The 16,364-nt window shown below is 64.3% G+C and carries 9 protein-coding genes; 1 reads left to right on the top strand and 8 read right to left on the bottom strand.

Features of this window, described 5'->3' with window-relative positions:
* Nucleotides 1-9 precede the first annotated feature (9 nt).
* From QHG62_RS15530 to QHG62_RS15550, 5 genes are all read right to left on the bottom strand, one after another.
* Nucleotides 10-615, bottom strand: coding sequence for a hypothetical protein (locus QHG62_RS15530; protein WP_281146527.1), 606 nt, complete (start codon nt 613-615; stop codon nt 10-12).
* Between the two features lie 24 nt (nt 616-639).
* Entirely contained in the window at nt 640-1,371 is a 732-nt protein-coding gene (locus tag QHG62_RS15535) for a barstar family protein (protein ID WP_281146528.1), read from the bottom strand.
* A 273-nt stretch (nt 1,372-1,644) separates the two neighbouring features.
* Complete coding sequence (locus QHG62_RS15540; RefSeq protein ID WP_281146529.1) at nt 1,645-5,205, bottom strand: hemagglutinin repeat-containing protein; 3,561 nt, start codon at nt 5,203-5,205, stop codon at nt 1,645-1,647.
* A 4-nt stretch (nt 5,206-5,209) separates the two neighbouring features.
* The gene (locus tag QHG62_RS15545; protein WP_281146530.1) at nt 5,210-11,251 is read right to left on the bottom strand and encodes a filamentous hemagglutinin N-terminal domain-containing protein; all 6,042 of its coding nucleotides are present in this window, start codon (nt 11,249-11,251) and stop codon (nt 5,210-5,212) included.
* Nucleotides 11,252-11,865: 614 nt separating this feature from the next.
* Nucleotides 11,866-12,492 carry a cysteine hydrolase family protein gene (locus QHG62_RS15550; protein WP_281146531.1) on the bottom strand — a complete coding sequence of 209 codons (627 nt, stop codon included), beginning with the start codon at nt 12,490-12,492 and terminating at the stop codon, nt 11,866-11,868.
* A gap of 104 nt (nt 12,493-12,596) precedes the next feature.
* Between QHG62_RS15550 and QHG62_RS15555 the strand changes: the two genes are divergently transcribed.
* The gene (locus tag QHG62_RS15555) at nt 12,597-13,574 is read left to right on the top strand and encodes a GlxA family transcriptional regulator (protein ID WP_281146532.1); all 978 of its coding nucleotides are present in this window, start codon (nt 12,597-12,599) and stop codon (nt 13,572-13,574) included.
* A 30-nt stretch (nt 13,575-13,604) separates the two neighbouring features.
* Here the strand turns inward: QHG62_RS15555 and QHG62_RS15560 are convergent, their stop codons facing one another.
* From QHG62_RS15560 to QHG62_RS27730, 3 genes are read right to left on the bottom strand one after another with little or no spacing between them, the layout of a single operon-like run.
* Nucleotides 13,605-14,840, bottom strand: a complete 1,236-nt coding sequence (locus QHG62_RS15560) for a YbdK family carboxylate-amine ligase (protein ID WP_281146533.1) — start codon at nt 14,838-14,840, stop codon at nt 13,605-13,607.
* Complete coding sequence (locus QHG62_RS15565; RefSeq protein WP_281146534.1) at nt 14,837-16,108, bottom strand: cation:proton antiporter; 1,272 nt, start codon at nt 16,106-16,108, stop codon at nt 14,837-14,839. Before QHG62_RS15565 ends, QHG62_RS15560 begins: the two co-directional genes overlap by 4 nt.
* Nucleotides 16,105-16,269, bottom strand: coding sequence for a hypothetical protein (locus QHG62_RS27730; RefSeq protein ID WP_348638666.1), 165 nt, complete (start codon nt 16,267-16,269; stop codon nt 16,105-16,107). Before QHG62_RS27730 ends, QHG62_RS15565 begins: the two co-directional genes overlap by 4 nt.
* Nucleotides 16,270-16,364 lie beyond the last annotated feature (95 nt).

Raw genomic sequence — 16,364 nt, forward strand, 5'->3', positions numbered from 1 at the left:
CCATGGTGATCAGCGCCTGAATTCGACCGTGCGAACCGCCGACGGTTTGCCGGAGAAGCCGCTGACGGTGCCGTCGGCGCCGAAGAGCACATCGACCGGCTCGTCTTCCTGCACCGTCCAGTAGCGCCAAGTATTGGCGTTCAGGTCCTTGGTGTCATTGCGCGAGGGATAGCTCAGCGCCATCAGCACCTGGGGCCGGGTCATGCCGACCACGACCTTGGCGGAATAGACGGCCTTCTGCACCTCGGGACTCCAGCTGGCGAGCGTCACCCGGGGATCAGTGGGCACCACGATCTGGCGCGCCCAGCGCAGCATGTCGTCCCTGCTGCGCGATGTGTCGTCGCGCAGCGAGACGTAGTCGCTGCCGATGGTGCCGTAGAGGTAGAGGTCCCGCTTCATGGTGTCGAGCACCGCGGGCTCGCCGAACGGCACGATGGGGCCGCCCAGCATGTTGGTGCTGGAGACCCAGCCGTAGTCGGGGCGCAGGTTGCAGCAGGTGTAGCCGGTGATGGGTTGGGTCAGCTTGGTGGCGCAGCCGGACAGGAGGAGGAGGAGGCCCGCAGCGAGGGCGGTCAACGCGGCGATGCGGTGAGGGGAAATGTGTGATCGTTTCATTGATATCGCTCTAAACAAATTTGACTAAGCACCTTCAACGAAACTGGAGCCTGACTCCACTAAGACAGATTTGAACTTCGAAAAATAATCCGCCTCGCCAGAAATCACGCCCAAGAAATCCGAGAACTTCTCCTCATCTTCAAATAAAAACTTCTTCTTGACCCTATTGACCGTCAGTACCTCGAATAGCGCATCCAGATTGCCACCCGCATACCCTCGATATCCAAAAATACTCTCCCCCAGAAGGCAATAGAAATCCGCCTTAGAACGCAGACCATCAAGATTAAGATTAATTACTTCATTAGCAACACAATCTTGAATCCAATTGGTTGAACTTACCAAATCCATGCAGGCCTCAATCCAAAAATCAGAATATCGACCATCAAGATCCTGCCAGCTTAAGGAATTGCCATCGGCCCAAGCTTCAAAAATTCTCAATTTCCGCAAGCTCGTTCGACCTATTTGCATCAAATATCGATGGACATCATTTTGGGTGGAAAGAAGTTTGACGCAATAGAAATTGGCAACCTGAATGGGCCGGCCATTTATATCGATGAGCAATGAAAATACACGGCCATCAGGAAGCGTGAATCCGACATAAGGCAGCTTGAGGCCGTGAAGTGAGATAATCAAATTCCCCCCGCCAAAATCGCCGTCTCCCGCAAACTCCGGGAGGCCTTGAATCAGGTCGAGTCCTAAAACAGCATCATCTTCAGCCGTCTCATCGCGAACGGATAATTGACCTATTTTCATCATTCAATGTTGTTCGCTCTTGGGGCCGGGAATTCGATGTTTCCATGGGCTATCACCTTCGCAGTCATGAACTACCCTCTTCGCTGCTTTTTCGATCGTAGGCAATGGAGTGCGATTTTCGATACAAATCTATTCCTCGATCAGTAACATCCTCATATCCAAATTCAACATTGCAATTTGGACATAAAGCATAGGATGGGGTTTTACCATCCTCACCCCAAGGAAAGAGTGGGAAACAGTCGAAGCCACAGACACGACACAGCGATCGTTTGTCAATCATTTTGAATTCCAAAAATCTATATTTGATCTAAAACCATGTGCTGCCGGATCTGGCCTGAACATCGTTCTTGGAACCCCGTCAGCTGTGCGAACTGCAAACGTGTTTGTACTAACGTCATAGAGAAGTACGTCGCCATTTCTTGCGGTCTTTGTAAGGGTGCCTATTGGGGGATTAACCACAAAATTCTGCGCGGCTTCGGCATATTGAGCCAATGAAGGAAATTCAGGGAATTCAGTACCATGCTTAATCCAATGGCCTGTCGCATTATTTTCCATGCTGCCAGCTTTGCCAACGGTCCAAGCGGTGGCATCAACACCATCTCGATAAAAATCATTGGTCAGCTTCGCCGCAGCAGAGTCTGACATGCTGGTTCCCGTGCGTTTCAGCACGAATTCCTTCACAACTGCAGTAGTCAATGTCCGCGCGACGGCAAGTTCACCCAGTAGCGCCACATCAACGGCGATCAGGCCCACCTCTGCGGCATCCCTGATCACCGGTGCCTTTTCGATCACGTTGACCGCGGTGTTGATCTCATTGATGCTCTTCCTCGCCTGCTGTTTGGTTTCCTCGCTAACGTTCGGATTCAAGAGCAACTGTTCGAGATCTCCGCGCATCTGTTCGAGATACTGCTTCTCGATGAGGGAACTCCGCTTGAGCTCACCGGTGTTCTTGGCGCTCGTAACGTCGTATTCCTGCAAGATCCGCACTTCGCATGCCGGGTCTCCGGAAGCTTGGCAGGCCTTGATCTTCTGATCTCGGCTGAGCAGGTTGGCGGCAGTGAGGTAGTTGTTGGTCGTCTCGTTGAATGCGCTGGCCGCGCCCGCCGAACCACCCGCAGCGGCGCCTATCGTTGCCCCCATGGCCATGACGATTGCCTGCTTGACCGGCACGGGAATGTCGAGCCCAGCGATCTGTTCGCCGATCATCGGAATGGCAACGCTCGACGCCGCCGCACCAGCCGCACCCGCCGCGCCACCAGTGAGCCCGCCTACCACTGCATGCGCAGCGATGCGGTATGCACCGCCTTCTTTCCAGTTGCTCGCGATCTCGTCAGCCTGTGCATACAGCGTGGCCTTGGTGGCGGGGTCAGTTGCCTTGGCTGCCTGCTCGTACAGAGCTTTGGATTCGTCCAGCTTGCGGTTGGCGTAGGCTCCGACTTCCCGTGAAGCGTTCTGGCCAAACTCGGCCGTAATCTGCGCCTGCGCCTGCACGTCCTTGATGATGGTCTGCGTGTTCCAGTCCTTGATCAGCGTGCCGGTGCTGCTGTTGTCCCCGGTCCTGACGCTCTGGTCGCCCGCAATTCCCGAGATGCCGGACCTCGTGACGCTGGTCTGGCTATTGCCGCTGACGCTGCCCGCGCCCGCACTGCCACCGGGCCGGCTGTTCGGTCCCGACCACGCCGAGTTCATCTCCGTGGCGGGTGTCGTTGCCGTCGCAGCCTGCGGTGCCGTGGTGTAGCCAATGCCAACGCTGCCGCTGACCGAATAGCTGCTGCCACTCGACTGGCTCACGTTCTGCAAGTCGCTCATGGTGAGCGTACCGCCCGTGCTGAAGCTGTTCTTGCCTGCATCGATGGCCGCCTGCGTGCTCTCGATCACCGCCCCCTTCAGGTCGGTGTTGCCCGCCACCTTCACGTCGAAGCCGCCATCGCCGGCCTTGATGCCCGACTGCACGGCCGGGCTGATGAAGATGCCGTCCGCCTTGGCCCCGGCGGCGCTGGCCCCCACGGTGGCCACCACGCCGTAGCAGATCGGCGGAATGCACAAGCTCAGGTTGAAGCCCGAGCTGCTTTGGCGCGACTGGCCCACGCTCGCGTCCTGCAGGCTCTCGATGTTCAGGTTGCCGCCCACGTCGGCCGTGACCCGGTTGGCTTCGACGATGCCGCCGCGCATGTTCAGGTCGCCGCCCGAGACGATGTTGACGGCCTTGCCGCCGCTGACCTGCGTGGCGTTGTAGCTGGTCTCGTTCTGGTTGTTCTTGCCCTTGCCGTTGCTCACGCCCAACTGGATGCTGAAGCCGTTCTGCGCGCCGGCCCCGAAGGTGACGCCCACGTTGGCGCCATGGCTGGAGTTCTGGCCGACCGTCGCGCTGGTGTTCTTGCTGGCCTCCAGCGAGATGTCGTTGTCGGCCGCCAGGTTGACGGTATTGCCTGCCGCAATGGTGGAGCCCACGGCGCGGATGTTGGAGTCCTTGCCGCCGCCCGTGGCCACGATGTTGACGTTGTTCGAGCCCACTACGCTGGAGCCCACGGCCTCGCTGCTGTTGCTGAAACTGGTCGCCTGACTGGTGTTGCGGCTGACGCTCACGCTCACCCCGTAGCTCAGCCCGCCGGCTCCGCCTGCGAGCGCACTGGCAGCGTCGTAGGCCTGCTTGCCGCTCATGGCCAGGTTGACGGCACCCAGGGCCTGCATGCGGCCATCGCCGGTGTCGCCCATGGCCTTGATGGTGTTGGAGCCACCTCTGAGCGTGTCCGTGCTGATGCCCATGAAGCTCGCGCTGCCGCCCAGCTTGCTGCTGGAACTGCGCTGCATCGTCATGCTCTGCTCGGTGTTGAAGGCCTCGTTGATGGTGACGTTCTTCGCAAGGATGTTGACGTCGCCGCCTGCGAGCGGGCCGGCCTGTCCCGCAGCCATCACGCTGCTGGCGGTCTGGCGGTATTCGTTGCCGGCCACCAGCGTGATGTCACCCGTCAGGCTGGCCACCTGGCTGGCCTGCTGGGTGGTGCGGCTGGTGGTCTGGGCGCCGAAGTCTTTGATGTGGCCCAACCCAGGCTGCGACCAGGAACCGATAAAGCCGCTCTTGGCGTTGGCCGAGGAACTGCTGCTGAACTCGGTGTTCTGGGCGCTCTCGATGGTGAGGTTGCGACCGGCCAGCATGGTGATGTTGCCGTCGGCCACGACGGTCGCCGCTTGCAAGGTGGTGTCGCGCCCGCTGACGGTCTGCAGGTTGCCGGCCGAGATGGTGGTGCCGACCGCTTGGGTCGTGATATCAACGCTGGTGCTGTTGCCCGAATTCTTGCGGTTGCCGTAGCCGCCGACCGGCCCGCCGGCATCGGAGGCCAAGGCCCAGGCGCGCGACAAGGCCGTGCTGCTGGTGCGCTGCTGGCTGGCGTGCAGTTCGGTGCTGCTGCTGGTGGCGGTCGTGAGATTGATGTCGCGGCCGGCCGACAGGCTCATGGCTTCATCAGAGTGAAGCTGTGCGGCCTGCAGGTTGATGTCGTTGCCGGCCACTGCAGCCACTGCCTTGCCGCTCAGGCTGCTGGAGAGCACCTCGGTGGTGGTGGTGCTGTCGAGGGTGCTGGAACTGCTCTTCCTGAACAGGCCGTTGGAAGTTTTCTGCGTGGCCGTCGCAACGCTGGTGGTGGTCTGGCCCGCGGTCAGGTTGATGTCGTTCTTGGCCGTGGCAACCAAGGCGCCGTCGGTGCTCTGAACGGCACTCGCGCGGATGTTCAGGTTATTGCCGGCCGCGAGGCGCACGTTGTCCTGCCCCTGGATGACCGAACCGACTTCCCGGCTTTGCGAGGCGGCTACAGCTGTCTGCTTGCCTGTGTGCGCCATGGCACTAGACTCGGTCACAGTCCCCATGTTGATGTCGCGGGCCCGCGCCCACCGCGGCACTGCCCCCGCTGACCAATGCGGCGCCGATCAGGTTGACGTCTCGTCCGGCTGACGCGATCAGAGTTCCGCCGGGGTTCGTCACATAGACGCCCGCCACGCGGTCGATGGTGGTGGTGCTGACCAGTCCACCCGCACCGCTCGCGCTTTGCGTGGTCGTGCGGATGTTGATATCACGCCCGGCCGTCAGCACGGCGGAGTCTCGTGCCGTGATGCTGCCGCCAATGTTGTTAAGGTCGTTGCGGGCATTGATGCCGATGCTGCCGCCGACAATCCGGCCGCCCAGGTTGTTGACGTTTTCGGCGTCGATCTTGACCAGACTGCGGCCAGCGATCGTGCCGGTATTGACAAGGTCGCCCGTGCTCTTGATGACGGTCGCATCGGCGCTCAGCAGCGATCCCGATCCATCGATGTCGCCCGGCCGCACGCGGACATAGACCTGAGACACCAGCACCTGCTGCGTCGTCCCATCCGGCAAGGTCACCGTCTGCTCGACCAGCCACACGATGTCGCTAGTCAGCTGCGCCATCTGCGCCGCACTCAGGCCGACGCCAGGACGCAGACCGTATTCCTTGGCGAAGGTCACGCCGGCGTTCATCAGCGCAGTGTACTGGTCGTCGTCGTTGTTGAATCCGTCGAGGTAACGGTAGCCCGTGAGCTGCGCGACCTGTTCACGGATGAGCTTCTGCTCGTAGAAGCCGTCGCCCAGCCGCTTGAGGATGTTGTTGGGGTCCTGGCCGAGGTTGTTCAGCAGGTAGTCGCTGCTGAGCCACTGGCGGTAGTTCGCGAACCGCGGGTCGGTCTCGATCAGGTAGCCGCCGGGCCCGGCGTGGATGCCGAACAGGCTGGCATTGGGCAGGCGCGTGTTCGGCAGGCTGGTGCGCACGACCATGGGGACGGTCTGGGCGCCTGCGCCTGCGGTCCCGCCGGCCGCGCCTGCCGCGGTGCCCGAGGTCGGTGCAACCCCGCCGACATTGGCAGGCACTTGGACGATGACCTCTGCACCACCGGCGCCATTGACGCCGCCGGTGGCGCCCGCATTGGCATTTGCGCCGCCGATGGGCGCAGCCCCCGCGTTGTAGCCCTTCGTGGCGTTGAGGTTGGACTTGTACTCATAACCACCCAGGGGAATCTGCTGCGGCGGCATTGGAAGGACGACCGTCTCCTGAAAAACTCCGAAGCGGTCATACACGGCCGCCACATCCAGCGTGGTGCTTTGACCGGTCAGCTGCGGACCCGCTTCATAGTCGTTGGCATAGATGGTGCCGCCCGCGAGTACCTTGCTGTTCTCGTTGTACAAGTGTCCATTCACGTTCATGTCGCCACCCGCGACGATGCGCGCAGGGGCCGCGTCGACTGCGGTGTCGGCCGTGACCGTGGCCGCGTGCTTCCAGGTGCCCCAGACATTGCCACCCGGGTTCAGCAAGGCGCCCTGGCTGCCGTCGGGATTGCGTGCCCACACATAGGTCTGCCCCTGGATGGCGATGACGTCCTCGGGCAAGAAGATGCCCACCCCTTCGATATTGATCGTGTCATAGGCCAGTGGGGTCGTCGTCTGCGGCCCCAGCTTGATGTGCGTGTCCTTGTTGTTGATCTGCGCCATCGCGATCGACATGTCGCCCAGGGACTCGATGTCCGCACTCAGGTTGTTGAGCACGGCGCCCTGGCCGGTGGCTTGGCGATTGGCGTCGAGCGCTCCGCCGATGTTCATCGAGCCTGCGGCCAGGCCGCCGCTGAAGATCAGCGCGTGCTCGCGGTTATTGATGGTGCCCGCGCCGATGTCCAGGGTGTCGCGTGCGGCGATGGTGCCGGCCTTGGTCACGCCGTTGACCATCTCGGCTTCGTTGTTGAGCGTGCCCGCGGCAATGGAAATCGCATCGCCGTAGATGCGGCCGGTGCCGATGTTGTTCAGCGTGCCCGCATCGATCTGCGTGGCGCCTTGGCTGTCGATCAGGCCGCGGTTGGTCAATGTCCCCGCGACATTGACGACGGTGTCCGTCCCCGACATCTCCGCATTGGCCGTGTTGTCCACGTTGTTGCCGCCGATGGTGAGCGTCTGGCCCGCCAGCAGCTTGCCGTTGTTCGTGAAGTTGCCGGTGGTGGTGTAGCTCAGGTTGCCATTGGCGGCCACCTCGCCGTTGTTCACGATGTCCTGGGTGAGCGCGATGCCCAGGTCCTGGCCCGCGACAGCTTTGCCGTCGCCGCTGAAGGTGGCGGCGTCGATCTGCAGGCTCTTGTCGGCCACCAGCGTGCCGCCGGTGTTCACCAGGTTGAGCGTCTTGGCGCCGGGGTTGGCCGTGTTGGGATCGACGATCTTGAGCGTGTCACCCGCCGAGATCAATCCATTCGTGTTGTTGACGGTGCCGCCGCTGGTGAGGGTGGCGTTGACGTCGGCGCGGATGGCACCCGAGGTGTTGTCAAGGTTCCCCGCGCCGATGACCACGTTCCGGCCTTCGATGCCTTGGTTGGTGCCGAGGGTATTGGTGTTGACGATGCTGCCGGCGTTCAGCGTCGTCGTGGCTGCCGAGCGGATCAGGCCCTTGGTATTGGTCAGCGTTCCCGCGTTGATGCCGAGGTTTCCCACCGCCAGTGTCTCGCCGCCGGTGTTGTCGTAGCCTGCGCCGTTGGTGTCGATTGCCACCGTGGACTGGCCGAGCACCTGGCCTTTGCCCGTGTTGGAGAAGGCCTGCGTATCGGCGATCAATGCGTTCTTCGCGCCGATGAAGCCGGCGTTGTTGTTGACCGCCCCGACGGTCAGCGCGAGCGTATCGCCGCTGGTGATGCCGCCTTGGCCATTGGTATAGCCGGACGCGTTGGTGTTGGTGAGCACCTGACCATTCGTATTGATGGTCATGGCGGCGCCGCTTTGCAGCAGGCCTGTGTCGTTGTTCAGCGCACCGGACCTCACGTCGACGGTGGTGGTTGCTGCCAACGTGCCCTTCGCACTGTTGTCCAGTGCATTGCCGTGCGTATCCACCAACAGGCTGTTGCCGAAGACCTTGCCCGACTGGTTGGTCAGGCCGCCATTGCTCAACGTGGTCGCGCCGCCGGCTTGCAGGGTGCCGCCGTTGTTCGTCGTCGCGCCGGTGGTCGTGACATTCAGGTTGCCGGTGACGGCGGCGGTTGTTCCTGCGCTGTTGTCCAGGCTGGCCGCGGTCAGCGTCGTGTTGCCGTTCGCGGCCAGCGTGCCGCCCACGTTGGTCGCCGCCCCGCCGATGGTGGCGCTCAGGTCGCCGACCGCGGTCACGCTGCCCGCGTTGTTGTTCAGGCTGCCCGCCGCGATGGTGGTGCTGCCGCCCGCGCCGATCACGCCCTGGTTGCTGTTGTCGAGCAAGCCGCCCACGGTCAGGCCGAGATCGGAAGTCTCGGCAGCCCGAATGGTGCCGCCCTGGTTGACCAGGCTGCCGGCCGCGATGGTCGTGTTGCCGTTACTGGCCAGCGTCCCGCCGCTGTTGTCCACGGCGCCCACCACCGTGACGCGCGTGGCGTCGGTGCCGGTCTGCACGATCTGGGCACCAGTGCGGTTGCCGAGCGACCCGGCGTCGATGGTGATCTGCTTGGCGCTGATCGCGGCCTTGGTGCCATCCTGGCTGAAGGCGCCCGACATGGCGACCGTCAATGCGCCGTTGGCCGTGATCTGGCCGTCGGTGCTGCTGTAGCTGCCGCCCGCGACGGCGAGCGTGCCGGCGCCGGCATGCTCGATCTTGCCGGCTGCGTTGGTGATGCTGGTGCCTTGCAGCGTGAGGTCCTGGCCGTTGCTGGCGATGCGGCCACCGTCGTTGTTCAGGGTGCCGCCGGTGGCGATGGTCGTTGCGCCCGTGCCGGTCTGCACGATCTCGCCGCCGTCCGTGTTGGCGAGGTTCGAGACGCTGATCTGCAGTTGGGCGGCGTTCAGCTGGCCGGCGCTGTTCACGAGCGTCTGGCCGGGCTGCGCATTGGCCGTGATGGCCAAGGTGCCGGGGGTGGCCACGGTGGCCCCGCTGGTGGTCACGTCGCCCTGGGTGGCGGTGACGGCGATGTGGGCGGCGCCCGTCTGGCTGCCGGAGAGGTCGACAAAGGCGCCCTGCAACGCCAGCTTGCCGCCGGCGGCGTTGGTGCCTGTGGAGGTCAACCCTTGAGCCGCCGTGACATTCAGGTCGCCCGTGCTTTGCAGCGATCCCTTGGTGCCCTCGAGGCTGCCGGTCTGGATGGTGAGGTTCGCACCGCTCCCAATGTGACCGTCGGTGTTCAACAGCTGCTGGCCGATGGTGGCCTGGACATTGCCGCCGGCCGACTGGATCGTGCCCTGGCTGTTGTTCAGGGACTGGCCGGTGACGGTCAGGCCCTGGTTCGAGGCCAGCGTGCCGGCGGTGTTGTTCACCGCGCCCGCCACGTTCGCGGTCAGTGCGCCTGTGGCCGAGATCGTTCCGCGCGTGTTGTCGGCCTGGCCGCCCACGGTCAGGGTGGCGTCGGACGCACTGGTCAGCTTGCCGTCGACATTGACCAGATCGCCCGTGGTCGCAATGTTCAGGCTGCCCGCGTTCAGCGTCCCACCGGTGTTGTCCAGCTGGCCCACGTTGGCGCTGAAGCTGTTGCTGACGTTGAGCGTCCCGCCCGCGTTGCTGAAGGTCGGGCCCGTGACCGCCATGCTGGCCACCGACAGCGAGCCGCCCGCATTGTTGATCTGCGGGGTGTTCAGTGTGACCGGGCCGCCAGCGTAGATCTTGCCGCCGTCATTGAGGATGGCGCCTGCCGCGGTGAGGGTGCCGGGCGATGTGGGCACATACGGCGCCGGTGCGGGTGAGGCTGTGCCGCTGGTGCCGGAAGTGGCGCCGGTGGTCGTCGTTCCGGTGCCGGCCGCGCCTGTACCGGTTCCGGTGCTCATGCCGCCGCTGGTGCCGGTGGTTCCCGGTGCTGGCGCCGGCTCGATGCCGATGACCCCGCCGTTCGTGTTGGACAGCACCGGTGCCGTGATCGCGAGCCCCACGCTGCTGGTCTGGCGGATCGTTCCACCGCGGTTGTCGATGTCGCCGGCGCTGGCGAGCTCGAGGCGCGTGCCTTCGAGGGTGCCGGTGTTCTCGATCCGTCCAGCTGCGGTCACGATGAGATTGCCATTGCTCGCGCCGATGCTGCCGGCATTGCGCACGCCGAGGCCGGCCTCGGTGCCGATGAGGGTGATCTTGCCGGCGTACATGCCGCCGAGCGCGGCCGCGTCCAGGGCGAAGGTGGGTGCCGTTCCGGTGCCGCTGGTTGGCGTGATCTGGCTGTGGTCGGCGCTGATCTGGTTCGCGCCTGTGACCACCTTGAGGTCGGTCGCGTAGATGGCTGCATTGACCTGCACGGCGCGCGCGAGGATGGCCGCGTAGTCGGTCTTGCTGGCATCCAGGCCCGCACCATCGATGGTGACGGTGCCGCCTCGCACGAGGAAGCTATCGAGGCCGCCGATGGCGTTGAATTGCGGCGTGCCCGTGGTCACCGTGGTGCGGCTGGCATTGATGAAGCCGCCGCCGTTGATGCTGATGCCTGCAGGATTGGCGATGATTACTTCGGCACGCTGCCCCGCGACTTCGATGTAGCCGCGCAGCTGGCTGGGGCTGCCGCCGTTCACCTCGTTGACGATGATGCGTGCGGGGCCGGTCGCGAGATACGGATTGCCCTGGACGATGCCGCCGAGCTGCGTGCCTACATTTGTTCTGCTGTTGTTCAGGACGGCGCCATTGGGGGCCACGTTGAACTGCTGGTACACATTGCGCGAAACACCGGCGGCGCTGGGCGTCTGGATGTTGACGAGCGGCACGCCGTTGGGCGCGACCATCACGGTGGGCCGCAGGTTGCCGGGAACGGTGGGGGCGCCGACGATCTGGGCTTGAGCGGGCGAGGCTGACAGCATGCCCGCGAGCGCGGCGCCCACGAGCATGGGCGCAAAGGCTGCGGAACCGGCCACTACTGTGGTGGCCTTGGAAGCGCCTTTGCCGGTGGTGGCCGCCGCCTCGTGAACGACAACCCGCATTGCGCGCGCCGCGCTCCATATCACTCTAAAAAAATGCTTATTCATCTCGTTCTTCTTCCCTGATCGATCCGGTGACAGCGACAACACACAGCGCGCAGGCGGCATGTTGAATTGCCGACGTCTACGTCGGCAGGCCCGGATTCTGGGTTCGAGATGCCGCCAGAAGTGCTAACGAATCTGAAGGTGCGCAGATTGAGCCGAAAAGCGCCACATATCGCACACGCGCAACCAGTGGAGATGAATCATTAAGTAGTCATCGATGTGACTCGGCGGCTACGATTTCGGCCGGTAGCCACGAGTCACGAATCCCTCCTCCCTGAGTGAGGCTACCTTTTTGACCCGCCTCGACGAACCTCGTCCTGGCGGGTTTCTTTTTGCAGCCTCGTGGTGAGTGAGCGTCGCACTGGCGTCCAGAACCCCTGTGAGCGAGCCGCTCCGTTGAGCGAATGTTTTTTGCTGCGTCGTTCGCACGCGGCCTTGGCCGCGTGGTCCATTCCGATTAGTGTCGCCGCCGATGCTTTGCTTTCTCTCGATCTTCGGAAAGGAATGGGAGACAGTCCGCGTATCAGCACGCAGGAGCCGACGTGACTTGTATTGATCTCCACGGGCGGCGCTTACCCCCGCGCGCGGCGGTTCGACATCACCACGTTGTCCTTCTCGATCGGCGTTCCGGCCTGCAGGGCGGCAATCCATGCCTCGGTGCTCGTCACGGCCGCGAAATTGCTGTGGAACACGACGCTGAACACGCGGTGGATTTCCTCGGCGCTCACCTTGCCGGCCGCATTCTCGTACGGCAGTGCGCCGGTGGCATCCGAAAGAAACTCCACGTTCAGGCCGCGGTGCATGGCCTCGAACACGGTGGACGCATCGCAGTTCTGCGTCATGTAGCCAGCCACGCTGAGCGTGTCGATCTCATGGCGCGCGAGCCAGTCGGCAAAGTCGGTGCCGGTGAAAACACTGGGAAAGGCCTTGGTCACCAGGTGGTCGCGCGGGCGCTTGGCAACCTCAGGATGCAGTTCGCCGTTGTGGGTGCCGGCCTGGAACACCGGCGCACCCTTGGGTGCGTGGTGCCGAACCACCACCACCGGCGTGCCCGCGGCGTGGGCCGCATCCATTGCCTTGGCAATGTTGGGCAGCGACTGCTCGACCGGCGGATATTCGATCGGCAGGCCGCCGCCTTCGAAATACTCGTTCTGCACGTCGATCACGACGAGGGCGCGGCGCGGTGCGGGGTTGCTCATGGTGTGTTGCTCCTGGCGATGGTTGTGTTGGGATGGGTTGATTCTTCCCTCTCGGGCGTGTCCGAGAAAGTGGCCCGAAAGCCATTCATCGATAAAATCGGGCCATGGCCAGAAAACCTCCGGAAACCATCGCCGTCGTCGCCTTCGACGGCATCAGCCCCTTTCACCTGTCGGTGCCTTGCATGGTCTTCGGCGAAGACCGCACCGAGGCGGGCGATCCGCGCTTTCGCCTGCTGGTGTGCGGCGTCGAACCGGGGCCCCTGCGCACCACGGCCGGCTTTACGCTGACGGTGCCGCACGGCCTGGAGGCCATCCGAAGGGCGCAAATCGTGATCGTTCCGTCGTGGCGCGATGACAGGCGGCCCGCACCGCCCTCGCTGATCCGCGCGCTGCAGGCGGCGCATCGGCGCGGCGCGGTCGTGGTGGGGCTGTGCCTGGGCGCATTCGTGCTGGCCGAAGCGGGCCTGCTCGACGGCCGCCCGGCCACCACGCACTGGAACCTGGCGGAGGTTTTCGCCCGGCAATATCCGAAGGTCACGCTGCAGCCCGAGGTGCTGTATGTCGACGACGGCAACGTGCTCACTTCCGCCGGCACCGCCGCAGGCATCGACTGCTGCCTGCACCTGCTGCGGGTGCGCTACGGCGCCGAGGCGGCAAACCGCGCCGCGCGGCGCATGGTGGTTGCGCCGCACCGCGAGGGCGGGCAGGCCCAGTACATCGAGCGGCCGGTGCCCGCCGCCGCGGAAAGCGACCGCCTTGCGCCGCTGCTCGAATGGTTGGGCCGGCATTTGCACACCCCGCATGAGCTGGACAGCCTTGCCCGGCGTGCGTTGATGAGCCGGCGTACCTTCACGCGGCGGTTTCGCGAAGCCACCGGCACCACGGTTGGCCAATGGCTGCAGAACCAGCGCCTGGCGCTCGCGCAGCGGCTGCTGGAGACCACAGGCAAGCCGGTCGAGCGCGTGGCGACGGACGCAGGTTTCGGCTCAGCGGTGTCGCTGCGGAAGCACTTTGTCGCGGCCTTCAAGATTTCGCCCACGGCGTACCGCAGGCAGTTCTCGCAAGAAGCAGTGGCCGGCTGAACGGTTCCGCCGGCAGCAGCGGGTTCAGGCTCAGGCGGCGCCGCGAAAGCGCAGCGCCGCCTGTCGCACCACCTCGGCCAGCAGGCGCTCCTTGCCCTGCTTCTCGCGCAGCCAGCGCGCATCGTTGCGGTTGGCTTCCACGCTGGTGCGCAACTCGCCGAGCGCCTGCGTGGCGTTGAGCGCCTCGCTGTGCCATTCGAGCTGCGTCATGGTCATGAGGATGTGGTCGCGCAGCGGCATGTGCTGCCCGCTGGCCGGGTCCACATAGACCGCGTCGAGCCCGAAGCGGCAGGCCTGGAAGCGGTTGTAGGTGTAGACAAGATAGTCGTCCTCGGTCGGCTCGAAGGGCTGCTCTTGCAGGAACCATGCGGCAAGCGACTGCACGTAGCCCGCAAGCGCCGCGGCGCGCTCCACCGTGAGCGGCGTGTCGAACACGCGGATCTCGATGGTGCCGAACTCCGGCTTGGGCCGGATGTCCCAATAGAAGTCTTTCATGCTGCGCACGACGCCGGTGCGGGTCATGCGCTCGAAGTAGGCTTCGAATTCTTTCCAGCTCAAGGTAAAGGGCGCGCGCCCCGAGAGCGGAAACGCGAACACCGAATTGAGCCGGGCCGAGTCGAACTGCGTGTCTTGCCCCTGCACGAAAGGCGACGAGGCCGAGAGCGCGATGAAGTGCGGTATGTAGCGCGACATGCGGTGCAGCATCAGCAGCGCCGCGTCGGCATCGGGGCAGCCGATGTGCACGTGCTGGCCGAAGATGGTGAACTGCTTGCTCAGGTAGCCGTACAGCTCCGACAGCTCGCGAAAACGCGGCTTGTCGTAGATGCGCCTCTCGTGCCATTGCTGGAACGCATGCGTGCCGCCGCCCACTACCGCAATGTTGAGCTTGTCGGCGTTCTTGATCAGCGCCTCGCGAATGGGCGAGAGCTGCGTGATCACGTCTTGCGCCGAATGGCAGATGTCGGTCGAGATCTCGATCATGCTCGAGGTCATCTCGGGCACCACGCTGCCGGGCAGCGGCGTTTGCGCCATCAGCCGGAGCATGTCCTCGGCATAGGGTGCCAGGTCGTAGTCGTGCGTGTTGACGAGCTGAAGCTCCAGCTCCACGCCCAGCGACAGCGCTTCGGAGCGGTTGAAGGGCTCCAGCTTGACCACGCGGCTTGCCGGGTCTGCGGGAAGCGCCGGCGAGCGGAAGTCGTCGCTGCCCGTTGTGCTGGAAACGAGGGGAGCGTTGGAGCTGTCTGGAAAGCCAATGGACGCGGTCATCGCTGCGTGTCCTCCGTGGTGCTGAAAGCCTGTGGTGCCCACGGCACCGAGCTTTCGCCTACCGCGTGAATGGCCAGGGTGGCGAGCACGGCGCCCATCACCTCCATCAGGAGAATCGAAGGCAGGGCCACCTGCGTGATCATGGTGCCGAGCAGTGGCGAGGCGGTGGTGAAGTTCGATGCGATCAACAGCGCGATCGCCGACAGCGGCGACATCGCGCAGCCAACCCAGAAAGCCTGCTTCCAGCTCGCGCCACTGCCGGGGTTGGCAATGGCCACTCCGGCGATCTTGGCGAACAGCCGAACGCCGATCACCGCCAGCACCACGCTGGCAACGGGCAGGGTCCAGTCGGCCTGCGCTGCCACGATGGACACCAGCACGAACATCAGCATGGTGAGCAGCGATGCGGCCGTGCCCAACTGCCGCTGCCAGGCCCAGGGCTTGGGGTTGAGCGTCTTGAGCAGCACCCCGCCGATCAGCGCGGCCAGCGGCGCGGAGCCGCCGACGTGCGCCGTGAGGGCGGCGCCCGCCGCAATCAGCGCGAGCAGCAGGATCGAGGTGCTCTCGCTCGTCGGGCTCATGAACCGCAACGCCGTGCGAAGCGCCAGCGCCAGGATGGCGCCGATCACGAAAGAAAGGCCGAGCACCACCGCCACCGGATAGAGCTTTTGCAGCAGGGTCTGCGGGGCGCGCTCGATGAGGCCGGCCTGCGCATAGCCGAGCGCCAGCGCATAGAAGGTGTTGAGCGTGGCCAGCGTCATGGCGCGCTCGGTCACCGGGCCCGAGGCTCGCGTGTCCATGATCACGCGGCTCAGCACCGCCGGCGATGCGACGATGGCCATCAGCGCGATGGGGTTGGCTACCGGGTCGGGCAGGCCCAGCAGCTGCAGCGTCCACAGCACGCCAAAGTAGGTGAGCGTGGCTTCCAGCAGGCTTTGCCCCAGCACCATCGGGTTGTGACGGAACCAGCGCAGCGGCAGGCGGCCGCCGGCTTCGAACAGCACCACGGCGGCGCCCAGCTCCAGCAGGAACAGGCTGATGCCGCGCAACGGCCAGATGGCGCCCTCGAAGCCGGCAAAGCCGACCACCGCGCCCACGATCGAATAGCCGACCACCTTGGGCAGGCCCAGGTAGCGCTGCACCAGGTGGCCGGAGGCCGCCGCGGCGGCCAGCAGGAGCGACCACAGCACGGTGGGCAGCCCCGCCGAGGGGCGCAGCCACTCGGACCAGAAGCCGAGCAGGTCGTTGATGAAACTCGTCAAATTCATGCAGGTAGAAAAAAGCTTGTGGCCGCCGCTATTTGGCCGGCCGACAGTGTCACGTGGCGCACGCCCAGGCTAAGCCCGAGCAAACCCGCGAATGCGGGCTGCAGGCCAGGCAGGAGTCCGAGCGGAGTGTTGAAAGCGAAGCCCGAGAGGTGTGTGCGCATGAAGGTGGCCCAGCGGCGGGCACGGGGCGGCGCCCGGAAAAGCGCCGATGCGGGGTTTGTAACGCATGGCGGTGTCCTGCCCGTGCAGGACAAAG

This window comes from Variovorax paradoxus (genome assembly GCF_029919115.1).
In the GTDB taxonomy this organism is placed as follows: domain Bacteria; phylum Pseudomonadota; class Gammaproteobacteria; order Burkholderiales; family Burkholderiaceae_C; genus Variovorax; species Variovorax paradoxus_O.